The following is a 22,210-nucleotide window of genomic DNA, read 5'->3' on the forward strand; positions in this document are numbered from 1 at the left end:
GAAAGCGTCGCGTCCGATCAGCCGGTGAAGGGCTCGGCCTTGACCAGCGTGACCTTCATGGTGCCGCCGTTGGGTAGCTCGTACTCCCGGGTCTCGCCCTCCTTGGCGCCGACCAGCGCCTTGCCCAGCGGCGAGTTCGGGGAGTAGACCTCCAGGTCGCCGTGCGCGCCTTCCTCACGAGCGGCGAGCAGGAACTTCTCCGTCTCGTCCTCGTCCTCGTAGCGGACGGTCAGCACCGAGCCGGGCGCCGCGACGCCGGCCTCGGTGGGCACGTCGCCGACCTTGGCGGTGCGCAGCAGCTCCTGCAGCTGGCGGATCCGGGCCTCGATCTGACCCTGCTCTTCGCGGGCAGCGTGGTAACCGCCGTTCTCCCGCAGGTCACCTTCCTCACGGGCCTCGTTGATCTTCGCGGCGATCACCGGGCGGTTGGCCACGAGCTCGTCCAGCTCTCCCTTGAGCCGGTCGTAAGCCTCCTGGGTCAGCCAGGTCACCTGGGTCTCGCTCACGGTCACCACTCCTCGTCGACTGCGGCTGGCCAGCACGGACACTGGCCGCATTTGCTTTCCGCGTGATTTCCCGGCCCAATGGCCAAGTAACGGAAAAACACGGCCCGCGCGGGACCGTGCTGGATTCGACGATAGCACAAACCTACACGCCAGGGGGCCGGATTTTCCCAGCGCCCTGCGTGGTGCGCGTGTGTTCACCCAGTTGGCCGCGTGTGGGTGGACAAATATTCAGGAACGTTGTAAGTGCAGCCGTACACCTCCCCGGTGATCGCTCGGGAGGACGTGCGCAACACAGTTTCCTGCCTGGTCGTGCCGTCCGCAGGGTGGATCAGGACTTCTTTGCGACCGACCTCCTCGCCGGACTCGGCGCGGGACCGGACCACGCAGTCGGCGGGCCGGGCGGGGTCGTCGCGCTGGACCTCCAGAACGATGCGCACGGAATGGTCGTCGAGCACCTCGAAGGCGACCTGCTTGCCCTGGATCGGGGGATCGCCGAGGTTGTTGTAGCCGATCACGGCCACGCCCACGAGGGCCACGAGCACGACGCCCGTCAGCAGCCACCGCAGCGCCGGGCGCGGGCGCGTGCGGGCACGCGAACCGTACCGGTCCTGCGGGATCTGCTGGTACGTCACCGCCTGGGTAGCCTTTCGACTTCGGTCTTCGCCGGCGTCCGCGCCCGCGGTGTGGGGGCTGGCGCCGGGAACGTCGGACCCACCGGGAACAATGGGCCCTGACATCCACGTTGAGTATCCCTGGGGTGCTCTGCGGCCTTGTCAGCGGGGCCGCGTTTCGGGATCTGGTGCTGCACGCGGGAGGACGAGCGGGCGATGGCGGACAAGCTGCGGCTGATGACGGTGCACGCGCACCCGGATGACGAGTCCAGCAAGGGGGCCGCGACGACCGCGCGCTACGTGGCCGAGGGCCACGATGTGATGGTGGTCACCTGCACTGGTGGTGAGGCGGGCAGCATCCTGAACCCGGCCATGGATCGCCCGGAGGTGGCCGAGAACCTGCCGGAGATCCGCCGCCAGGAGATGGCCGAGGCGGCCAAGATTCTCGGGGTGCAGCACCGGTGGCTGGGCTTTGTGGACTCCGGCCTGCCGGAGGGTGACCCGCCCCCGCTGCTGCCGGAGGGTGTGTTCGCCACCACGCCGATCGAGGTCTCCACGCGCGAGCTGGTGAAGGTGATGCGGGAGTTCCGCCCGCACGTGGTGATCACCTACGACGAGAACGGCGGCTACCCGCACCCGGACCACATCCGCTGCCACGAGATCTCGGTGGCGGCCTTCGACGCCTCCGGTGACCCGGACCTGTACCAGGACGCGGGCGAGCCGTGGCAGCCGCTGAAGCTCTATTACTCGCACGGTTTCTCCCGCAAGCGCATGCAGGTGTTCCACGACGCGCTGCTGGAGCGCGGCATGGAGTCGCCCTACGGCGAGTGGCTGGCGAAGTGGGACCCCAGCCGCCCCGACCCGGACGAGCGGGTCACCACGCGGGTCCCGTGTGGGGAATACTTTGAGCAGCGGGACGACGCGTTGCGCGCCCACGCGACCCAGATCGATCCGACGAGCCGCTGGTTCGCGGTCCCGCTGGACCTCCAGCGGGAGCTGTGGCCGCACGAGGACTACGAGCTGGTGCGTTCGCTGGTCGACACCACGTTGCCGGAGGACGACCTGTTCTCCGGCGTGCAGGAGAAGGTGTGCGCATGAGTGCACGGGAAACGGTGGCCCTCGTCCTGGCGCAGGCCCCGACTCCGCCGCCCGGTGACCCGGGCGGGCAGGGCGAGGACTTCGGCAAGTCCTCCCCGGTGGGGCTGCTGCTGCTGGTCGTGTTCGGGATCGCGGTGGTGTTCCTGGTCCGCTCGATGACCAAGCACCTGAAGAAGGTTCCGGTGGTTTTCGACGCGGAGAAGGCGGCCGCGGCGGCCCCGGCCCGCGCGAAGCGAGCCGAGGCGGCAAAGTCCGAGGAGCCTGCGGCGGAGGACGAGGCGAAGCCAGACGAAGGAAAAGCCCCCTAGCGAGGGGGCCAGGAGGCGAGCAGCGGGGTCATCCGGCGTACCGGATGACCCCGACTGCTTTCCGGGGGAGAAATCACCGTGCGCCGTGTCGGTACACCGTCTGTCTGGAGTACGCCGCAGGTGGGGCTTCGGGTGGAGAATTACAAATGACGTGATTTCTCCGTCGTGTTCGAGGAGATCGCCTCGTCCGCGTTGCAGCCGGACGAGACCACGGACCTGATCCACTGCCTAGCGAAGGCGTTGGGATGAACGACCTGAAGTGGCGCAAGAGCAGCCGCAGCGGAAGCGGCGCGAACGAGTGCGTGGAGCGCCATCGGTGAGAGCGAGACCTACATCCGCGACACCAAGGATCGCGACGGCGGCACGTTACGCGTGAACCGGCGGGCTTGGAGCGCGTTTCTCGCCAAGGTGAAGGGTGATCGACCTGTGCGGTGAAGCAGGCAACGCAACGGCCTTCCTACCGACGACCTGGCGGAAGTCCAGCAGGAGCACTCAGAGCGCCTGTGTGGAAGTCGCTCGTGGTAGTGGGGTGATGGGCGTCCGGGACTCGAAGTTGGGCGAGCGCAGCCCGATCCTGTTGTTGTCGGCTGACGCCTGGAGCGGCTTCCTCGCCAGCGTCAGGGCTGGCCGACTGGACCGTTGATCGCGGGTGGGGGCGCAACCGTGCGGCAGCGCCCCCACTCAGGAGGTCAGTTGCGCGGGAGCTGACCACTCACCTTTCGGCCTTTCGGCCGGGTGGTGGTCAGGCGGCCAGGCGGTCACCCGTGGTCGCGGAGAAGACGTGGTGCTCGCCCGGGCGGATTCGGACGTGGATCGTCTCGCCCGTCTTCGGGGCGCGCCGGCCGTCGACGCGGACGATGACCCGTTCCTCGCCCACGCGGCCGTGGCAGAGGGCCTCCGCGCCGAGTTCCTCGACGAGGTCGAGTTCGACCGGGATGCCCTCCGTGTTGATCTCCAGGGACTCCGGCCGGAACCCGAGCAGAACCGTCCGCTCCGGGCCCGCCGCTGCGAGCGCCTCACGCGGCAGCGGGACGACCGAGCCGCCGAACTCCGCCCCGCCGTCGACCAGCTGGGCATTGCACAGGTTCATCGGCGGCGACCCGATGAAGCCCGCGACGAAGGAGTTCACCGGCCGCTCGTACAGCGCTCGCGGGGTGTCGCACTGCTGGAGCACACCGTCGCGCAGCACCGCCACGCGGTCGCCCATCGTCATGGCCTCCACCTGGTCGTGCGTGACGTAGACGGTGGTCACGCCGAGGCGCCGCTGCAGCGCGGAGATCTGCGCGCGGGTGGAGGTCCGCAGCTTGGCGTCCAGATTGGACAGTGGCTCGTCCATCAGGAACACCTGAGGTTCGCGCACGATCGCCCGCCCCATGGCCACCCGCTGCCGCTGGCCGCCGGACAGCGCCTTGGGCTTGCGGTCCAGGAACGGCTCCAGGTCCAGCAGCTTCGCCGCCTGCTCGACCCGCGCCCGGATGTCAGCTTTGGACATCCCGGCGATCTTCAGCGCGAAGCCCATGTTCTCGGCGACCGACATGTGCGGATACAGCGCGTAGTTCTGGAAGACCATCGCGATGTCGCGGTCCCGCGGGGCGAGGTGCGTGACGTCGCGGTCCCCGATGCGTATCGCACCCTCGTCGACGTCCTCCAGACCGGCGAGCATCCGCAGGCTCGTCGACTTGCCGCAGCCGGACGGGCCGACCAGGACCAGGAACTCGCCATCGGCGATCTCCAGGTCCAGAGCGTCGACCGCGGGTTGCGGAGACCCCGGGTAGCGCCGGGTCGCCCGGTCGTAGGTGATGGTTGCCATGCTGCCTTCCCTTCGCTGTAGAGATCGCGGGAGTGGGAACCCCCGTCCCGCTGCGGTGCCGGGGAGAACGGACCCCGACCCGTCCGCGATTGCCGAAACCGAAAATCGCGATTTCCCTGGAATCGACATCCTCAGCCGTGGACCTGCGTGAACGCCTGCGCGTGCTGGGCCCGGATCTGCTCGCCCGCGGCCGGGTCGGTCACCTCCAGAGCCGCGGTGCCCGCCAGCGCCCACTCCGGCGGGTTCGCGGACCCCGCCAGCGCCCAGGCCGCCTGCCGGGCCGCTCCGCGCGCCACGTACTCGGCGGGCTCGGGTACCACCACCGGCACCCCGAACACCTGCGGCGCGGCCAGCTGCACCGCGGCCGACTGGGCCGCGCCGCCGATGAGCAGCACGCGCCGCAGCTCGACGCCCTGCGCGCGCAACGCGTCCACCCCGGCGGCCACGCCGCACAACATCCCCTCCACGGCCGCGCGCGCGAGGTTCTGCGGCGTCATGTTGTCCCGGCGCAGGCCGACGAGGGTGCCGCTGGCGTCCGGCAGGGTCGGGGTGCGCTCGCCGTCCAGGTACGGCAGCAGCGCCAACCCGCCCGCACCCGGCGGCGCCTGGCACGCGAGCTGGTCGAACTCCGCCAACCCGACGCCCAGCAGCGCCGCCGTCGCGGTGAGCACCCGGGCCGCGTTGAGCGTGCACACCAACGGCAGGAAACCGCCCGCCGCGTCGGCGAAACCGGCGATCGTGCCGGTGGCGTCGGCGCTTGGCCGGTCCACCGACGCGAACACCGTGCCGCTGGTGCCCAGCGACACCACCACGTCACCGGGCCCGATCCCCAGCCCGAGCGCGGCACCCATGTTGTCGCCGGTCCCGGCCGAGACGAGCCGCCCTTCGGGGGTACGGCCCGCGGCCTCGGCCGGCGCGAGCACACGTGGCGTCCGTGGCGTCCGGCCGCCGAAGGCGGTCGCCAGCACGTCGGTGCGGTACCGGCCCTCGCGCGGCGACCAGTAGCCGGTGCCGGAGGCGTCGCCGCGGTCGGTGACGAACTCGCCGGTCAGCCGCCAGGTCAGCCAGTCGTGCGGCAGCAGGACGTCGGTGACGCGGTCGGCCAGTTCGGGCTCGTGCTCGGCCATCCACCGCAGCTTGGTGACGGTCATGCTGGCCACCGGGACGCTGCCGATCGCGTCGGCGCAGGATTGCGGGCCGCCGAGCTCCTCGGTCAGCTCCACCGCCGCCCGCGCCGAGCGGTTGTCGTTCCACAGCAGCGCCGGGCGCACCACCTCGCCGCGCTCGTCCAGCGCCACCATGCCGTGCTGCTGGGCGGCGATTCCGATCGCGGCGACGTCGTCCAGCAGACCGTCGGTGGCGACCGTCAGCGCGTGCCACCAGTCCTGCGGGTCGGCGACCGTGCCGTCCGGGTGCGGGGCGCGGCCCTCCCGCACCACCTGCCCGGTGTCACCGTCGCAGACCACGACCTTCGTCGACTGGGTGGAGGAGTCGACCCCGGCGACCAGGCTCATCGCACCTCCTCGGTGTCGTGCGGGACATCCGCACGCAGCAGGGTTTCGCCCATCACGTTTCCTCGTTGTCGGACTCGGCTGCCCGCATGGGGCCTCCTCACGTCTCGGGTGGGGGCACCGGAACCACGCGGACCTCGGTGCGGAAGTTGCGCAGCGCCGCCAGTTCGTGCTCGGGAATGCCCTCGTCGGTGATGACCACCTCGTAGGACCCCACGTCGCCGTGGGCGAACGTCGCGGTATTGCCGAACTTGGAGTGATCGACCAGCAGCACGTTGCGTGCCGTGGAAGAAAGGATCGCCTCCTTGATGTCGGCGTAGTCCTGGATCGGGTGGAACAGGCGGCCGTTGGTGATCGTCGTGGCCGACATGAACGACACGTCGGCGTGCAGTCGGGACAACGCACGCAGCACGTCGGGGCCCGTGCACGAGTCGAACTCGGCCCGGTAGCGCCCGCCGAGCAGCACCACCTCGCGCCCGGCCCGGGACAGGATCTGTGCGACGCTGACGGAGTTTGTCACCACGGTCAGCCCGTCGATCTCGGCGATTCGCCGCGCCAGCGGGAACACCGTGCTGGAGTCGTCGAGGAGCACCGTCATCCCCGGCCGGACCTCGTCGATCGCCGCGGCGGACAACGCCTCCTTCTCGTCGACGTGCAACCCGATGCGGAAGCGGGTGGCGGTCTCCACCGTCAACGACGGGTACGACTCCACCCGCCCGCGCAGCTTGCGCAGCAGTCGGCGCTCGGCGAGCTCGTCGAGGTCGCGGTGCATCGTCATCAGGCTCACGCCGAACCGCTCGGCGAGCTCGTCGATGCGCGCCTCGCCGTGCTCGATGACGTGCCGCAGGATGTTCTGCCTGCGCTGCTCGACAACCGCATCCGACGGCCGCACCCTGCCCATCAGCCCTCCAGTGTCGTGCGGGGTACCCGGCCCTGGAACGCCCACGCGGGCCGGGCGCTGCGCGCATCCGCGCCGGTGGCGATCTCGATCTCCACCGAGATCGCCACCGGACGCGGGTGCATGCGCAGTCTCCCCTACTCCTGCGGGCGCACGACGGCCTTCACCGCCGCCTCGTCGCGGGCGGAGGCGGTGAGCGCCTGCTCCACGTCGGCGAGCCCGAACCGGTGGGTGACCAGCCGGTCCAGGTCCACCGCACCGGACGCGGCGAGGTCGATGGCCGTCGGCCAGGTGTTGGCGTACCGGAACGTACCCGTCAGCTCGATCTCGAAGTTCTGCACGTGCGACAGCGGCAGCGCCAGCTCGTCACCGCCCATGCCGACCAGCACCACCCGCCCGGCGCGGCCGACGGTGCGGATCGCCTCGGCCGCCGCGCTGGGCACCCCGGAGCACTCCAGCAGCACGTCCGGCACGTATCCGCTGCTGGCCAGCGCGGTCTGGCGCACGTCGATGGTTCCGGTCGCGCCGACCTCCGCGGCCAGCGCCAGGCGGCGCGGGTTGACGTCGGTGACCACGACCTCGGTGGCACCGAAGGCGCGGGCGGTCTGCGCGGCGACCAGACCGATCGGCCCGGCCCCGGTGATCAGCACCCGCGCGCCCGGGCCGACCCGCCCCCTGCGGCACGCCCACACCCCGACCGACAGCGGTTCCAGCAGGCCGGCCGCGTCGTCGGAGATCGAGTCCGGCACCGCGTAGGCGAAGTCCTCGTGCACCGCGACGTACTCGCAGAACGCGCCGTCAATCGGCGGGGTGGCGAAGAACCGCATGTCCGGGCACAGGTTGTAGCGCCCGCCGCGGCACTGCGGGCAGGTGAAGCACGGCACCCCCGGCTCCACGGCGACCCGCTGCCCCAGCGCGTGCCGGGTCGCCGCGGAGCCGCGGGCGACGACCACCCCACCGGCCTCGTGCCCGAGGACCAACGGCCCGTCGACCACGAACGAGCCGATCCGGCCGTGCTCGTAGTAGTGCGTGTCCGAGCCGCAGGTGCCGACCGAGGTGACCTGCACGAGCACCTCCCGCGGGCCCGGCTTGGGCACCGGGCGCTCCTCCAGCGCGATGTCCCGCACCCCGCGCAGCACCGACGCGCGCATGGTCTTCATTCGCCTGTCACTGCTCCCAAGGTCAGGCCGGTGACCAACCACCGGCGCACGGCAAGTCCCGCCAGAACCATCGGCACCACCACGAACGTCCCGATCGCGGTGAGCTGGCCCCAGTCGATCCCGGCCTGGGTGACCAGCTGGTTCGCCGCGATCGGCAGCGTCTGCGAGTTCGGGCCGCTGAACACCAGCGCGAACGCGTAGTCGTTCCAGGCGAACACCAGGCACAGCACGAACGTGGTGACCAGGCCCGAGCGGGTCAGCGGCAGCACCACGTGCCAGAACGCCTGCCACCGGGTGCACCCCTCGACCTGCGCCGACTCCTCCAGCGACGGCGGCAGCTCGGCGAAGAACGCGCTCATCAACCAGATCGCGAACGGCAGGTCGAAGGTCAGGTACGCCAGCACCAGCCCGGGCACCGAGTCGATCAGCCCCACCTGGCGGAACATCAGGAACAGCGGCAGCACCACCGCCGCGATCGGGGCCATCCGGGTCGAGATGATCCAGAACGACAGGTGCTTCTTGCCGCGCATCCGGGTGCGCGCCAGCCCGTATCCGGCGGGAGCGCCCAGCGCGACGGCCAGCACCGCGGAGATCACGGCCGCCAGCACGCTGTGCACGATGTAGGGCGTCAGGTCGTTGGCCCCGCTGAACAGGTTCCGGTAGTTCTCCAGCGTCGGGGTGAACAGCACCTGCGGGGTGGCCGCGGTGACGTCAGCGGTGGACTTGAACGACGACAGCAGCATCCACAGCAGCGGCACGAGCGTCCACAGCAGACCGGCGCCGAGCACCAGCCACACGCCCAGGCGCAACCGGCTGCTGCCGCGTTCCAGCGGGCTGACCGGCACGGCGCTCATCGGGTCAATCCCTTCTTGTCCAGCATCCGCACGAACGCGCGGGCGATCGCGATGGAGGCGGCCAGCATCACCAGGCCGATGGTGGCCGCGTAGCCGAGGTCGAAGAACCGGAACGCGGTCTCATACAGCCGGACCGGCACGATCTTCGTGGCGTCCGCCGGGCCGCCGCCGGTGGTGACCCAGATGATGTCGAAGTAGCGGATCGCGTCCATCGACCGGATCAGCAGCGCCACCAGCAGCACGTTGGAGATCGACGGCAGCACGATGTGCCGCAGGCTCTGCCAGCCGTTGGCGCCGTCCAGCGCGGCGGCCTCCCGCAGGCTCAGCGGCACCGAGGACAGCCCGGCGAGCGCGATCAACGCGATTAGCGGCGTCCACTCCCAGACGTCCATCGCCACCACCGCGACGAACGAGGAGACCTTCCCGCCGAGGATGTCGCCGGTGTAGCCGAGCTGCCGCAGCACCCAGGCGTAGAGGCCGAACGTGGAGTCGGTGAGGAACCGCCCCAGCAGGCCCACGATCGCCGGGGCCACGAACATCGGCAGCAAAAACAGGCTCAGCACCGCGTTGCGGCCCCGTAGCAGCCGCCACATGCACAGCGCGAACAGCAGGCCCAGCAGCATCTCCAGGCCGAGCGTCGCGGCGAAGAACAGCCCGGTGCGCACCCAGTTCCAGCCCAGGTCCGGGTCGGTGAACAGGCGCACCCAGTTGGTCAGCCCGGCCCACTCCAGGCGGACCCCACCCAGCAGCCGGACGTGGGTGAAGCTCATCGCCACCATCGTCACGAACGGCACGATGCTCAACGCGGCGAGCAGCGCGACGCCCGGCGTGAGCAGCTTCCCCTCGAAGCTGAGCCACCGGCGCTTCGGGCGCGGGGACTGCGCGATCCGCTCCGGTGCGGCGGTCCTCTCGATCGTCAGGCTCATCCTGCCGCCACCCACCCCCGGGCCGTGATGCGGTCGATGCGCTCGGCGGTCTCCCGCATCGCCTCCTCGGGCGTCGCGTCGCCGACGAGCATCCGCGACAGCTGCGTGTAGATCGCGGTGTCGCACTCGTTCCACATCGGAATCTTCGGCCGCAGCCCGGCGTTCTCCGGTTTCCACGCCTGCCGCACCGCGCCGGCGGTGAGCATGTTCGGCATCGCCGAGGGGCGCTGCTCGGCCGCACGCACCTCCGGCAGCTCGTAGACGGACGTGCGGGTGGGGGTGCCGCCACCGGCCTCGCTCTGCAGGTTGCGCAGCTGCACGTCCCGCGCCGTCGCCCAGTTCACGAACAGCCAGGCCGCGCCGCGCTCGTTGGGCAGCGTGTTGGCGCTGATCCCGATGCCGGTGCCGCCGAAGATGTTCGCCGAGCGCCGCGGCCCGCGGGGCAGGCGCGCGTACCCGACCCGGCCGGGCAGCACCGCCTCGTTGTTGGCCGCGTACTCGTGCCAGTTCGGGCACATCGCGATGCGCCCGGCGCGGAAGGCGGCCCCCAGGCCGTCCCAGTCCCAGGTCCGCGACGCCGGGTCGGCCACCGACAGCAGGCGCTGGTAGAAGGCGGCGGCCTCGATGGCACGGTCCTCGGCGAGCAGGCAGCGGCCGGGCTCCACCGCGCCGATGCGGCCGACCTCGAAGCCGTTGGCGAAGTAGTCGCCGCCGTGCGCCCACAGCACGTTGGAGAAGTCGCACATCAGCGAGTCGTGCTGCTTGGCCTGGTGCCCGGTGCCGTAGCGGACGTCGTCGGTGTTGTCGTTGAACCAGCGGGCGATCGCCAGGTACTGCTCCCACGTGGTGTCGTCGCCGGGCGTCGGGTCGAAGCCCAGGTCGGCGGCCATCCGGTCGTGGTGCTTGTCGAACAGGTCCGCGCGGTACTGCCAGATCATCGTGGGGCTGTCGTAGGGCAGCGCGAAGACCTTGTCCTCGGTTCCGAACCGGCCGGTGGCGTCCAGCTGCACCGGCACGAAGTCGGCGAAGTCGGCGACCTCGCCGGGCAGCGTCGGGTCGGCGGCCAGTTCGCGCAGGTCAACGAGGCCCTTCGAGTACGGCGCGAGCACCTGGTAGGGATCGGCGTAGATCACCTGGTACTGCGCCTGGCCGGAGGCGAGGTCCAGCGCAACCTTCTGCACCAGCGCCGACAGCTCCAGCGTGACGATGTTGACCCGGATGCCGGTCAGCTCGGTGAACGGGGCCAGGTCGGCGGCGATGGCCGCGGTCGGCGCGGTGTTCTCGGAAATGAAGTTCAGCGTGGTGCCGGCGAACTGGCGCCAGCGGTCGTCGGTGGCCAGCCGCCGCGCGTCCTGGCGCGCCGTGCAGCCGCCGAGCAGCCCGCCGGCGGCGAGCGCGGCACCGCCGGCGACGGCGCCGCGCAACAGCCGTCGGCGGCTGAGCCTCGGCTTGGTCATGGTGTCTCTCCTTGCGGGGTCGAGCCGCAGCGATGGCCGTCATTATTAGCAGAGATGCAACCGTCTATTAACACGTTTTCCGAGAAGTTTGCCCTTAATCGAGCAAGAAATGGGAGACCTTCGGGCAGCTGCCGCCACGAACGGAGTAGTCCCCGCGCGGGCATGAGCCCGCAGCGCCTCGGCTCTACGCTGGGCCCATGGCGAACCGGCTTGCAGATGCGACCAGCCCCTACCTGCTCCAGCACGCCGACAACCCGGTCGACTGGTGGCCGTGGACGCCGGAGGCGTTCGCGGAGGCCCGGCGGCGGGACGTGCCGGTTCTGCTGTCCATCGGCTACGCGGCCTGCCACTGGTGCCACGTCATGGCGCACGAGTCGTTCGAGGACGCCGAGACGGCCCGGCTGATGAACGACCACTTCGTCAACATCAAGGTGGACCGCGAGGAACGCCCGGACATCGACGCCGTCTACATGGAGGCCACCCAGGCCATGACCGGCCAGGGCGGCTGGCCGATGACCTGCTTCCTCACCCCCGACGGCGAACCGTTCCACTGCGGCACCTACTACCCGGTGGAGCCGAGGGCGGGCATGCCGTCGTTCCGCCAGCTGCTGGACGCGGTGGTGCAGGCATGGCAGGGGCGCGGTGCCGAGGTCCGTAAGGCCGCCGCGCGGGTGGTGGAGCAGCTGAGCGCGCAGCGCGCGCCGCTACCCGAGTCCATTTTGGACGAAGACGTGCTCGCGGGCGCGGTTTCCCGACTGCACGCCGAGTTCGACGCCGACCACGGCGGATTCGGCGGGGCGCCGAAGTTCCCGCCGTCGATGGTACTGGAGTTCCTGCTGCGCCACCACGAACGCGTCGGTTCGTCCGGCAGCGGGCACTCCGCGCTGGAGATGGTCGAGGGCACCTGCGAGGCGATGGCCCGCGGTGGCGTGTACGACCAGCTGGCGGGCGGATTCGCGCGCTACAGCGTGGATTCCGCGTGGGTCGTGCCGCACTTCGAGAAGATGCTGTACGACAACGCGTTGCTGTTGCGGGTGTACGCGCACCTGGCCCGCCTCGGCAACCCGCTCGGCGCGCGGATCGCCCGGGAGACCGCGGAGTTCCTGCTGCGCGATCTGCGCACCCCGGAAGGCGGGTTCGCCGCGTCGCTGGACGCCGACACCGAAGGCGTCGAAGGGCTCACCTACGTGTGGACGCCCGACCAGCTGCGCGACGTGCTCGGCCAGTCCGACGGGGACTGGGCGGCGGAGCTGTTCGAGGTCACCGCGACCGGCACCTTCGAACACGGCACCTCGACCCTCCAGCTCAGGCGCGACCCCGGGGACCAGACCCGGTTCCGGCGGGTCCGCGAGGCCCTCCGCGACGCCCGCGACCGGCGCCCCCAACCCGCCCGGGACGACAAGGTCGTCACCGCCTGGAACGGCATGGCGATCACCGCGCTGGCCGAAGCGGCCACGACGCTCGACGAACCGGCCTGGCTCGACGCCGCGGCCGCCGCGGCCGACCTCCTGCTGCGACGGCACCTGGTGGACGGCCGGTTGCGCCGCGCCTCCCGTGACGGCGTGGTCGGACCGGCGGACGCGGTGCTGGAGGACTACGCCTGCCTCGCCGACGGCCTGCTCTCCCTGCACCAGGCGACCGGCGAGCCCCGCTGGCTCGACGCCGCGTGCTCGCTGCTGGACACCGCGCTCGAGAAGTTCGCCGACGCGCAGCACCCCGGCATGTACCACGACACCGCCGCCGACGCCGAAACCCTCGTCCGCCGCCCGTCCGACCCCACCGACAACGCCAGCCCCGCCGGGGCCTCGGCGCTCGCCTCCGCCCTGCTCACCGCCGCTGCGCTCGCCGGGGCCGACGCCACCGCGCGCTACCGCACCGCCGCGGAGCAGGCGCTCTCGCGCGCCGGGCTCCTCGCGCAACGCGCGCCCCGCTTCGCAGGGCACTGGCTCAGCGTCGCCGAAGCCCGTGCCCACGGGCCGCTGCAGGTCGCGGTGGTCGGCGCAGCCGACGACGCCGACCGCGCGGCGCTGATCGCCGCGGCCCGGCGCGCGGCACCCGGCGGAGCCGTGGCGCTGGCCGGGGAGCCGGAGACGGCCGGCGTGCCGCTGCTGGCGGGGCGGCCGCTGGTCGACGGAGCCGCGGCGGCGTACGTCTGCCGGGGCTACGTCTGCGACCGCCCGGTGACGACCGTCGACGACCTCACCGCAACTCTCACCCGCTGACCCCGGCGCCCGCGGGGCTCGGCCCCGACCTGGCGGGTCTGCATGCGCGACGCCCGATTCAGCCCTGAGCGGACCAGCGCCCACCTGGGTTGTAATCGTGTAATCCTGTAATAGGAGGTGGTGACGATGCATCCCAGATTCCGCCGAACAGCACGCGGCCGCGGTGGACCGCCCTGGGCCGGCGGCGGCCGGGGACGGCGACCCGAACCGCCGGCCGCCGACGACGCGCTGGCCTGGTTCACCGGGCGGCTCCCGGAGGGCTGGTTCACCAGCGCACCGACGGTCACCGTGGACCGCGAGGAGATCGTGGTCGTTGGTGAACTCCCGCCGGTCGAAGGCGATTTCGCCGACGACGCCGAACGCGCCGCCGCGGAGAGCGGCCGGATCGCCCGGTTCCGCGAGGAAACCCGCGAACAGCGCATCGAGATCGCCCGCCAGGCGGAACACCGCTACGGGCGCAAGGTCGCCTGGGGCGCGCGGCTCGGCGACACCGAGGAGCTGTTCACGACGCTGTCCGTGCCGGTGATGACCCGGCTGCACCAACCGGAGCGGCGGGTGCTGGACACCCTGGTCGATGCGGGCATCGCCCGATCCCGCTCGGAAGCCCTCGCCTGGGCGGTGCGCCTGGTCGGCCACCACACCGAGGAATGGCTCGGTCAACTGCGCGAGGCGCTCGCCAAGGTCGACGACCTGCGCAACCGTGGCCCGGAAGGGCTCTGAGCACACGATCCGGTCACCGCGAAGGGCATCTTCGCCCAAGCAACAACGTGTGACGGGAACCGTCCCGTCAGCGAGCGTCGGCGCAGCACCGACCCTGGTTTCTGGGCAGCCGACCGCCGTAGCCGTAGCCGTCAACGACCGCCGCCACGTCGTCCGGCGTTTCGCCGGTGACGAGTTCCAAGTCTGCCTAGATCTGGGAACTGGGGTTCTCTCGTTGGGGACTGGGGTTTTCTCGGGGAAGGAGCCTCTTCGCCGGAACCCCCGGCAAGTCGACCGGGGGTGCAACCTCCGCGAAGAGGTACGGCCGAGCGTAGCGATCTCCCGATCAGGTGACGAGGAGTCGGGCGGCCCTGCGCGGGCGCGGAGCACCTGTCCGGAGTAGTGATCCACTACCCGCGGCGCGCGTGTTCTCACGCGTAGAGGGCGAGCCAGATTGCCACGTGGTGGCAGAGCGCCGCCAGCGAAACGGCCGCGTGGAAGAACTCGTGGTAGCCGAAGGTCTTCGGCCACGGGTCCGGCCAGCGGGACGCGTAGAAGATCGCCCCGGCGGTGTAGAGCAGGCCGCCCACCAGCAGCAGCACCAGCGCGGCGACCCCGGCGTTGTGCAGCAGGTCGGGCAGCACGAAGATCGCCACCCAACCCAGGGCGATGTACACCGGGACACCCACCCAGCGCGGCGCGTTCGGCCACGCCAGCTTGAGCACCACACCGCCCAGCGCGCCACCCCAGACGACCGCGAGCACCACCGCGCCCGTCGTCGGCTGCATGGCGACCATCGCGAACGGCGTGTACGTCCCGGCGATGAACAGGAAGATCATCGAGTGGTCCAGTCGCCGCATCCAGGTGCGGGCGCCGATGGTCTTCCACGTCTTGCGGTGGTACAGGGCGCTGACGCCGAACAGGCCGAGCACGGTCGCGACGTAGACGGAGGTGCCGACCGCGGCGGCGGTCGAGACGGTGGCTGCGGCCAGCGAGATGAGCACGGCACCGGCGACGACGGACACCACCAGCGACCACAGGTGAATCCAGCCGCGCATCCGTGGCTTGACGAGCGCGTTCGGGCGGCGAGCGGTGAGGGCGTTGGTCACGGGTTCGAGGCTACGGGACCGTAGGTTCAGCGGAAGGTGACCTGTGCCGCGTTCGGCGGGTGAGGCGGGGGCCGCCCGCAAACCGCATCCGCGTAGTCTCGTCTGGCGTGACGCTCAAGGATCGGCTGAAAGACCTCATCTACGACGTCTACGAGCGGCGGCTGCGGCGCAAGCTCGACGGGGTTCAACACCCGCGGCACGTCGGCGTCATCCTGGACGGGAACCGCAGATGGGCGCGGGAAGCGGGCCTGGACGCCGCGCACGGCCACCGCGCCGGCGCCCGCAAGATCGCCGAACTGCTGGAGTGGTGCCAGGAAGCCGAGGTCGAGATCGTCACCCTCTGGCTGCTGTCCACCGACAACCTCAACCGCAGCCCCGAAGAGCTCAACGCGCTGATGGAGATCATCGCCGGTGTGGTGGACGAGCTGACCGACCCGGCCACGCCCTGGCGGGTGCGGATCGTCGGCGCGCTCGACCTGCTGCCCACCGAGACCGCTGCCCGGCTGTCGGCCGCCGCCCTGCGCACCAAGGGCCGCACCGGCATGCAGGTCAACGTCGCGGTCGGCTACGGCGGGCGGCGCGAGATCGCCGACGCGGTGCGCAAGTTGCTGCAGCAGCACGCCGAGGCGGGCACCACCATCGAGGAACTGGCCGAGGTGCTGACCGTCGACCACATCGCCGAGCACCTCTACACCTCGGGGCAGCCCGACCCGGACCTGCTCATCCGCACCTCCGGCGAGCAGCGGTTGTCCGGGTTCATGCTGTGGCAGTCGGCGCACTCGGAGTTCTGGTTCACCGAGGCGTACTGGCCGGAGTTCCGCCGGGTCGACTTCCTGCGCGCGCTGCGTGACTACGCGATGCGCCACCGCAGGTTCGGCGGGTAGCAGAAAGGCCAGGTCGGTCCGACCTGGCCCTTCCGGTGGAAACGGACCTGCCTCAGACCCTCGGGTGGTCGGCGATCGGCGCGTTGACGCAGTCGTTGAGCTGCGGGGACAGCAGCGGGACGACCGCGCCCAGGACGGCGACGTTGTTGCCGCACAGCTGGACCGGCACCGCGCTGATGTTGTTGTCGTTGAGGATGTTGATGCCGTCGTTGTCGGCGCTGTCGGCGTACGCGGCCGGGGCCACGGCCAGCAGACCGGCGGCGGCACCAGCGACAATCCCAGCCTTCTTCAGCACTTGATTCACTCTCCTTCGATTACTGCGGGAACCGGAGTCCGCGCCTCGCGAGCCGAAAGTTCCGCGAGGTGGCCACCGAGTGTGGTGGGTACTCGCGGAAAAGGGCCAGGGGCATGCCGATCAGTCCGTCTCCTTAACACGATCGTGTAAGGCGAGGTTCGTATTCGCGGACGAGGGGCGCCCCCTGCGCGCGGAAACCGGAAAAAAAGAACGCGGGCACGCAAAAAGGAGCGTCGGGAACGGGCCCGACGCCCTTTTCGGCACCTGAATTGCGCCCGCGAACCCAGGCGATCCGCCCGTTTGTCAGACCCTCGGGTGGTCGACGACCGGGGCGTTGACGCAGCCGCTGAGCTGCGGGGACAGCAGCGGAACGACCGCGCCCAGGACGGCGACGTTGTTGCCGCACAGCTCGACCGGCACCGCGCTGATGTTGTTGTCGTTGAGGATGTTGATGCCGTCGTTGTCGGCGCTGTCGGCGTTGGCGACCGGGGCCACAGCCAGCAGACCGGCGGCGGCACCAGCGACAATCGCAGCCTTCTTCAGCACTTCGGTTGCTCCTTGTTGGATGGGATGAATCGAGCGCCGCCCATTCCTCGGCTGTGCACCCCAAAGCCAGCCGCGGGGAGCGGGCACCCGGCGTGAAAGATATCGAGCCAATGGAGCAAAACGACACCTCCTTAACACTATCGTGTGATCATTTTCGGATGTCGCCCACAGATTTGGTTGTTCCGGCAAATTCGCGGGGTTCGCGCCCGCCTTCGCGGCGCCCGGCGAAGGCGGCGTAGTGTCCCCGCATGGACTCCGCTGCACTGGTGGCCGAATATGTCCGACTCGGGCTCCGGTTCGACCGGCTCCTGCCCGGCTTCGTGGACTCCTACACCGGCGATCCGGCGGTGCGGCGGCGCGTGGCGGACGAGCCGGTACCCGAACCGGCGCGGCTGCTCGACGACGTGCGCCGGCTGCTGGCCGCCCTGCCCGGCAGCGACCTGGCCGACGAGCGGCGCAGGTTCCTGGTCGCCCAGCTGACCGCGCTGGAGTGCTCCGCCCGCAAGCTGTCCGGCGCGCAGGTGCCCTTCCCCGCCGAGGTCGAGGCGTACTTCCAGGTGGTCCCGCAGCTCGGGGACACCGACGAGTACCGGCAGGCGCACCGCGAGCTCGCCGCGCTGCTGCCCGGCCGCGGACGGCTGGCGGAGCGACTGGCCGCGGTGCGCCGCCGGGACGTGATTCCCGCGGAGCGGCTCGATGCCAGCGTGCGGGCGCTGTCCAGCGCGTTGCGCGACCGGGTGCACCGGCGCTTCGGCCTCCCGGTGCAGGAGGTCGTGGAGTACCGGATCGTCACCGACAAGCCGTGGAGCGGGTTCAACCACTACATCGGTGGGTTCCGCTCGCGGGTGGCGGTCAACGCCGACGTCGGGCACCGCGCCTCGAACCTGCCGCACCTGGTGGCGCACGAGTCCTACCCGGGGCACCACACCGAGCACTGCCGCAAGGAAGCCGGGCTCGCGCGCCGGCACGCCCTGGCCGAGCACACGATCTTCCTGGTGAACACGCCGCAGTGCCTGATGGCCGAGGGCCTGGCCGACCTGGGGCTGCACGCCGCGGTCGGGCCGGGCTGGGGGCCGTGGGCCGCGGAGATCTTCGCCGACCTGGGCATCGCGCTGGACGGCGAGCTGGCCGAGCGGATCGAGCGGGTCATGGTCGGCCTGCTGCCGGTCCGCCAGGACGCGCTGCTGATGCTGCACGGCGGCGCCGACGAGGCCGAGGTGGTGGCACACCTGCAGCGCTGGCTGCTCATGCCGGAAGCGCGCGCCCGGCACCTCGTGGAGTTCATGCGGGACCCGCTGTGGCGCGCCTACACCACGACCTACGTCGAGGGCTACCGGCTGCTGCGGCGGTGGCTGGAGGCCCGTCCGGCGACCGCTTCGAGTGCTGATCGTTATCGCAGGTTGCTTGACGAGCCGCTGGTGCCGGAGGTCCTCCGCGCGGAGCTCGCCGCCCGAATCTGACCCGAAATTCACCCGTTCGGATCAGTTTTGATCACCGCGCGTGCCAGGGTCGTCCGGGGCGGCTCCCTGCGGCCGGATGTGCTCTGACCTGCTGCGCGGGCCGGGCACCGCGCGCGCCCGATTTGTCCCGCAACCCCCTGACCAGCGATTTCGCTCGGATATGTCGACGAATTACTGAATCACCTGGGTGGCTGTCTGCCGAGAGCGGATCACGCAGGTAGCGTGCGCTGGTGACGGGCCGTTTCAAGAAGCTTGTCCGTACGCGGCCCGTCCGGGAGGCCCTGATCGTGGCTGTTGGCTGGAGCGGACGGTTACGTCCACCGAGGTCGCGAGGGGCCGGTGCCCGGCCCCTGCAGCCGCGGCGGACCACCGGTCCGGCCGGGGCGCGACGGGGGCAGGCCCGGCCCGCCGACGAGCGGGTGTGCACGCCACGCCCGCGAGGGAGTAGCCGTGACCGCACGACGTTCCCAGCCTCACGCGGAGATCCCAGCCCGTAGCGGCGAGTCCGCGCGCACCCTGCAATCCGGTGGCATCGGGATCCGGACCTACGTTCTGGACACCTCGGTGCTGCTGTCCGATCCGTGGGCGATGTCCCGCTTCGCCGAGCACAACGTGGTGCTTCCCGTGGTGGTGATCAGCGAGCTGGAGGGCAAGCGCCACCATCCCGAACTCGGTTGGTTCGCCCGGGAGGCCCTCCGTGTGCTGGATGACCTGCGCATCCGGTACGGGCGGCTGGACCGGCCGGTGCCGGTCGGCTCGTCGGGCGGCACCCTGCACGTCGAGTTGAACCACTCCGATCCGCAGGTGCTGCCGCCGGGATTCCGCACCGACTCCAACGACGCCCGCATCCTGGCCTGCTCGCTGAACCTCGCCGCCGAGGGGCACCGGGTCACCCTGGTCACCAAGGACATGCCGCTGCGCGTCAAGGCGGCCGCGGTGGCGCTGGAGGCCGAGGAGTACCGGGCGCAGGACGTGGTGTCCTCTGGGTGGACCGGGATGGCGGACATCGACGCGTCCCCGGATGCGGTGGACGTGCTGTTCCGCGACGGCGTGGCCGACCTGGACGAGGCGCGGGACCTGCCGCCGAACACCGGGGTGCGGTTGCTGGCGGGGTCGCAGTCGGCGCTGGGGCGGGTCACCAGGGACAAGCAGGTCCGGCTGGTTCGCGGCGACCGGGAGGCGTTCGGGCTGCACGGGCGTTCCGCGGAGCAGCGGATCGCGCTGGATCTGCTGCTTGATCCGGAGATCGGGATCATCTCGTTGGGCGGCCGGGCGGGCACCGGCAAGTCGGCGCTGGCGCTGTGCGCCGGGCTGGAGTCGGTGCTGGAGCGCCAGCAGCACCGCAAGGTCGTGGTGTTCCGGCCGGTGTACGCCGTCGGCGGCCAGGAGCTCGGCTACCTGCCGGGCACCGAGAACGAGAAGATGGCGCCGTGGGCGCAGGCCGTGTTCGACACGCTCGGCGCGCTGGCCAGCGAGCACGTGCTCGACGAGGTGATGGACCGGGGCATGCTCGAGGTCCTGCCGCTGACCCACATCCGCGGCCGCTCACTGCACGACTCGTTCGTCATCGTCGACGAGGCGCAGTCGCTGGAGCGCAACGTGCTGCTGACGGTGCTGTCCCGGCTCGGTGCGAACTCGCGGGTGGTGCTCACCCACGACGTCGCGCAGCGCGACAATCTCCGGGTCGGGCGGCACGACGGCATCGCGGCGGTGATCGAGAAGCTCAAGGGGCACCCGCTGTTCGCCCACGTGACGCTGACCCGCTCGGAGCGCTCCCCGATCGCGGCCCTCGTCACGGAGCTCCTCGAAGGCGAGTTCACCCCGTAGCGGTCCGGGTGGAGGGCACCTCCGCCTTGAAGATGCCCTCCACCGCATCGCTTCGAGCGGTCACCAGCCGGACGGCAGGGGACGGCCCTCGGCGAAGCCGGCCGCCGACTGGATGCCGATCAGCGCGCGCTCGTGGAACTCCGCCAGGTTGCGCGCGCCCGCGTAGGTGCACGCCGAGCGGAGCCCAGAGCTGATCTGGTCGAGCAGGTCCTCCACACCCGGCCGCTGCGGGTCCAGCCGCATCCGGGAACTGGAGATGCCCTCCTCGAACAGCGCCTTGCGCGCCCGGTCGAAGGCGCTGTCGGAGCGGGTCCGGGCCGTGACCGCTCGCTTGGACGCCATGCCGAACGACTCCTTGTACGCCCGGCCGTGCTCGTCGCGCTGCAGGTCGCCCGGCGACTCGTAGGTGCCCGCGAACCAGGAGCCGATCATCACCGACGCCGCCCCGGCGGCCAGCGCCAGCGCCACGTCCCGCGGATGCCGCACGCCGCCGTCGGCCCACACGTGCTTGCCGAGCTCGCGGGCCTGCGCCGCGCACTCGGCGACGGCGGAGAACTGCGGGCGGCCGACGCCGGTCATCATGCGGGTCGTGCACATCGCGCCCGGGCCGACCCCGACCTTGATCACGTCGGCACCGGCCTCGGCCAGGTCGCGCACGCCCTCGGCGGTCACCACGTTGCCCGCCACCACGGGCACCTTCGGCTCGACGGAGCGGACCGCCCTCAGCGCGGTGATCATCTTCTCCTGGTGGCCGTGCGCGGTGTCCACGACGAGCGTGTCCACCCCGGCGTCCAGCAGCGCGGCCGCCTTGGCCGCGACATCCCCGTTGACGCCCATGGCCGCCGCCACCCGCAGCTTCCCGGCGGCGTCCAGGGCGGGCAGGTAGATCTCGGCGCGGAGCGCGCCGCGGTGGGTCATGATCCCGGCCAGCCGCCCGTCGCCGTCGATGGCGATGGCGACGGTGCGGGCCTGTTTGTCGAGCTGTTCGAACACCTCGCGCGGCTCGGTCTCCAGCGGCAGCACAACCGGGTGCCGGTCGGCCACCTCGCCGACCCGCGCGAACCGGTCGACGCCGGTGCACGCGGCCTCGTCGACCACGCCCAGCGGACGGTGGTCGTCGTCCACGACGACCACGGCGCCGTGCGCGCGCTTGGGCAGGAGGTTGAGGGCGTCGGCGACCGCGTCGTCGGTGTGCAACACCAGTGGGGTGTCCCAGACCGGGTGTCGGGCCTTGACCCAGGAGACGATCTCGGCGACCGCCGCCGGGTCAACGTCCTGCGGCAACACGACCAGCCCGCCGCGCCGCGCGACGGTCTCGGCCATCCGGCGTCCGGCCACCGCGGTCATGTTGGCGACGACGATCGGCAGTGTCGTGCCGGTGCCGTCGTTGGTGGCGAGGTCGACATCGAAGCGCGACTCGACGCCGGAGCGCCGCGGAGCCAGGAAGACGTCGTCGTAGGTGAGCTCGGTGGTGGGCTGCTGCCCGTTCAGGAACTGCACGTTTCACCACCCTACGTCCCGCAACACCCCCTCGTCGTCCCTCCGATGGACCAAGCGATCGCAGCCGGGTCCAGGCAGGCCGGGACTGGCGCTGCGGGCGTCAGGCGTCTTCCTCCGTCAGGGGATCGAAGGACCGGTACGCCTCATAGTTGCGGAAGAAGCGGCTGTAGAGTTCCGCGCCGTCGTCGAGGGTCGCGTCTTCCAGCGGTTTCACCTCGACGACCTGCCTGAGCTTCCACGTGATCATTTCGTGGTTCTCGTTCTGGTAACTCGTTTCCTGCTGCCTGCCGTATTCGGTGGCCTTCTCCTGGGCCTCCTCCGGCGACTCCGCCTTGACCAGCACGAAGGACTCCTCATACAGCGGCTCGTGGTCCGCCGCGTCCGAGATGGCTTCCAGGACCAGGACGGCGACGTAGGGCTCCAGCTCGACCGGCTCGGTGGCGGGCCGGAACTCGCGCGGGTCGATGGTGCCCGGGCCGATGGTGATCGAACCGATCGCGTCGAGGTCGTCGTTGCCGCTCATATCCCC

23 protein-coding genes and 1 pseudogene are annotated in these 22,210 nt (G+C 70.9%); 9 read left to right on the plus strand and 15 right to left on the minus strand.

Annotated elements, in window-relative coordinates; genetic code table 11:
* Positions 1-17: 17 nt before the first annotated feature.
* Together greA and IEY17_RS01875 are read right to left on the minus strand one after the other, a co-directional pair.
* Positions 18-506, minus strand: a complete 489-nt coding sequence (greA, locus tag IEY17_RS01870; protein WP_188984704.1) for a transcription elongation factor GreA — start codon at positions 504-506, stop codon at positions 18-20.
* Positions 507-700: 194 nt separating this feature from the next.
* Positions 701-1,138: a DUF4307 domain-containing protein gene (locus IEY17_RS01875; protein ID WP_229679756.1), complete on the minus strand. Its 438-nt coding sequence runs from the start codon at positions 1,136-1,138 to the stop codon at positions 701-703.
* A 195-nt stretch (positions 1,139-1,333) separates the two neighbouring features.
* On the opposite strand from IEY17_RS01875, the gene mca reads away from it, so the two are divergent.
* From mca to IEY17_RS01895, 4 genes and pseudogenes are all read left to right on the plus strand, one after another.
* Entirely contained in the window at positions 1,334-2,215 is an 882-nt protein-coding gene (gene mca / locus IEY17_RS01880; RefSeq protein ID WP_188984706.1) for a mycothiol conjugate amidase Mca, read from the plus strand.
* A complete protein-coding gene (locus IEY17_RS01885; protein WP_188984708.1) occupies positions 2,212-2,523 on the plus strand; it encodes a hypothetical protein in 312 nt (103 codons plus the stop codon). The genes mca and IEY17_RS01885 overlap by 4 nt, the downstream gene beginning before the upstream one ends.
* A 245-nt stretch (positions 2,524-2,768) precedes the next feature.
* Positions 2,769-2,958 (plus strand): annotated as a pseudogene (locus tag IEY17_RS25995) (DUF397 domain-containing protein).
* Entirely contained in the window at positions 2,939-3,166 is a 228-nt protein-coding gene (locus IEY17_RS01895; RefSeq protein WP_188984710.1) for a DUF397 domain-containing protein, read from the plus strand. Before IEY17_RS25995 ends, IEY17_RS01895 begins: the two are co-directional and overlap by 20 nt.
* A 99-nt stretch (positions 3,167-3,265) precedes the next feature.
* Here the strand turns inward: IEY17_RS01895 and IEY17_RS01900 are convergent, their stop codons facing one another.
* From IEY17_RS01900 to IEY17_RS01930, 8 genes are all read right to left on the minus strand, one after another.
* The gene (locus IEY17_RS01900) at positions 3,266-4,333 is read right to left on the minus strand and encodes an ABC transporter ATP-binding protein (protein ID WP_188984712.1); all 1,068 of its coding nucleotides are present in this window, start codon (positions 4,331-4,333) and stop codon (positions 3,266-3,268) included.
* A 131-nt stretch (positions 4,334-4,464) separates the two neighbouring features.
* A complete protein-coding gene (gene xylB / locus IEY17_RS01905; RefSeq protein WP_188984714.1) occupies positions 4,465-5,847 on the minus strand; it encodes a xylulokinase in 1,383 nt (460 codons plus the stop codon).
* A 97-nt stretch (positions 5,848-5,944) separates the two neighbouring features.
* On the minus strand, positions 5,945-6,745 hold the full coding sequence (locus tag IEY17_RS01910; protein ID WP_188984716.1) for a DeoR/GlpR family DNA-binding transcription regulator: 801 nt from the start codon (positions 6,743-6,745) through the stop codon (positions 5,945-5,947).
* The gene (locus IEY17_RS25720) at positions 6,745-6,867 is read right to left on the minus strand and encodes a hypothetical protein (protein WP_268240278.1); all 123 of its coding nucleotides are present in this window, start codon (positions 6,865-6,867) and stop codon (positions 6,745-6,747) included. The genes IEY17_RS01910 and IEY17_RS25720 overlap by 1 nt, the downstream gene beginning before the upstream one ends.
* Before the next feature lie 12 nt (positions 6,868-6,879).
* Positions 6,880-7,893 carry an NAD(P)-dependent alcohol dehydrogenase gene (locus tag IEY17_RS01915; RefSeq protein ID WP_188985320.1) on the minus strand — a complete coding sequence of 338 codons (1,014 nt, stop codon included), beginning with the start codon at positions 7,891-7,893 and terminating at the stop codon, positions 6,880-6,882.
* Positions 7,894-7,898: 5 nt separating this feature from the next.
* Positions 7,899-8,756 carry a carbohydrate ABC transporter permease gene (locus IEY17_RS01920; RefSeq protein ID WP_188984718.1) on the minus strand — a complete coding sequence of 286 codons (858 nt, stop codon included), beginning with the start codon at positions 8,754-8,756 and terminating at the stop codon, positions 7,899-7,901.
* Positions 8,753-9,682, minus strand: coding sequence for a carbohydrate ABC transporter permease (locus IEY17_RS01925; protein WP_188984720.1), 930 nt, complete (start codon positions 9,680-9,682; stop codon positions 8,753-8,755). The genes IEY17_RS01920 and IEY17_RS01925 overlap by 4 nt, the downstream gene beginning before the upstream one ends.
* On the minus strand, positions 9,679-11,139 hold the full coding sequence (locus tag IEY17_RS01930; protein ID WP_188984722.1) for an extracellular solute-binding protein: 1,461 nt from the start codon (positions 11,137-11,139) through the stop codon (positions 9,679-9,681). Before IEY17_RS01930 ends, IEY17_RS01925 begins: the two co-directional genes overlap by 4 nt.
* Before the next feature lie 197 nt (positions 11,140-11,336).
* On the opposite strand from IEY17_RS01930, the gene IEY17_RS01935 reads away from it, so the two are divergent.
* Together IEY17_RS01935 and IEY17_RS01940 are read left to right on the plus strand one after the other, a co-directional pair.
* Positions 11,337-13,361, plus strand: coding sequence for a thioredoxin domain-containing protein (locus IEY17_RS01935; protein WP_188984724.1), 2,025 nt, complete (start codon positions 11,337-11,339; stop codon positions 13,359-13,361).
* Between the two features lie 126 nt (positions 13,362-13,487).
* Positions 13,488-14,081: a hypothetical protein gene (locus tag IEY17_RS01940; protein WP_188984726.1), complete on the plus strand. Its 594-nt coding sequence runs from the start codon at positions 13,488-13,490 to the stop codon at positions 14,079-14,081.
* Between the two features lie 410 nt (positions 14,082-14,491).
* Here IEY17_RS01940 and trhA read toward each other — a convergent pair whose 3' ends face one another.
* The gene (gene trhA / locus IEY17_RS01945) at positions 14,492-15,169 is read right to left on the minus strand and encodes a PAQR family membrane homeostasis protein TrhA (protein ID WP_346072520.1); all 678 of its coding nucleotides are present in this window, start codon (positions 15,167-15,169) and stop codon (positions 14,492-14,494) included.
* A 107-nt stretch (positions 15,170-15,276) separates the two neighbouring features.
* On the opposite strand from trhA, the gene IEY17_RS01950 reads away from it, so the two are divergent.
* Entirely contained in the window at positions 15,277-16,053 is a 777-nt protein-coding gene (locus IEY17_RS01950; protein ID WP_188984728.1) for an isoprenyl transferase, read from the plus strand.
* 52 nt (positions 16,054-16,105) lie between these two features.
* Here the strand turns inward: IEY17_RS01950 and IEY17_RS01955 are convergent, their stop codons facing one another.
* On the minus strand, positions 16,106-16,348 hold the full coding sequence (locus tag IEY17_RS01955; protein WP_188984730.1) for a hypothetical protein: 243 nt from the start codon (positions 16,346-16,348) through the stop codon (positions 16,106-16,108).
* A 303-nt stretch (positions 16,349-16,651) separates the two neighbouring features.
* Entirely contained in the window at positions 16,652-16,894 is a 243-nt protein-coding gene (locus IEY17_RS01960) for a hypothetical protein (protein ID WP_188984732.1), read from the minus strand.
* Between the two features lie 248 nt (positions 16,895-17,142).
* Between IEY17_RS01960 and IEY17_RS01965 the strand changes: the two genes are divergently transcribed.
* Positions 17,143-18,354 (plus strand): DUF885 domain-containing protein, encoded by a 1,212-nt coding sequence (locus IEY17_RS01965; RefSeq protein WP_188984734.1) that lies wholly within the window; start codon positions 17,143-17,145, stop codon positions 18,352-18,354.
* Between the two features lie 483 nt (positions 18,355-18,837).
* A complete protein-coding gene (gene phoH2, locus IEY17_RS01970; RefSeq protein WP_373289833.1) occupies positions 18,838-20,181 on the plus strand; it encodes an RNA 5'-3' helicase PhoH2 in 1,344 nt (447 codons plus the stop codon).
* Between the two features lie 60 nt (positions 20,182-20,241).
* Here phoH2 and IEY17_RS01975 read toward each other — a convergent pair whose 3' ends face one another.
* Positions 20,242-21,681: a GuaB1 family IMP dehydrogenase-related protein gene (locus IEY17_RS01975; RefSeq protein ID WP_188984738.1), complete on the minus strand. Its 1,440-nt coding sequence runs from the start codon at positions 21,679-21,681 to the stop codon at positions 20,242-20,244.
* A 100-nt stretch (positions 21,682-21,781) separates the two neighbouring features.
* A complete protein-coding gene (locus tag IEY17_RS01980) occupies positions 21,782-22,204 on the minus strand; it encodes a DUF4288 domain-containing protein (RefSeq protein WP_188984740.1) in 423 nt (140 codons plus the stop codon).
* Positions 22,205-22,210 lie beyond the last annotated feature (6 nt).

Source organism: Saccharopolyspora thermophila (assembly GCF_014646075.1).
In the GTDB taxonomy this organism is placed as follows: domain Bacteria; phylum Actinomycetota; class Actinomycetes; order Mycobacteriales; family Pseudonocardiaceae; genus Saccharopolyspora; species Saccharopolyspora thermophila.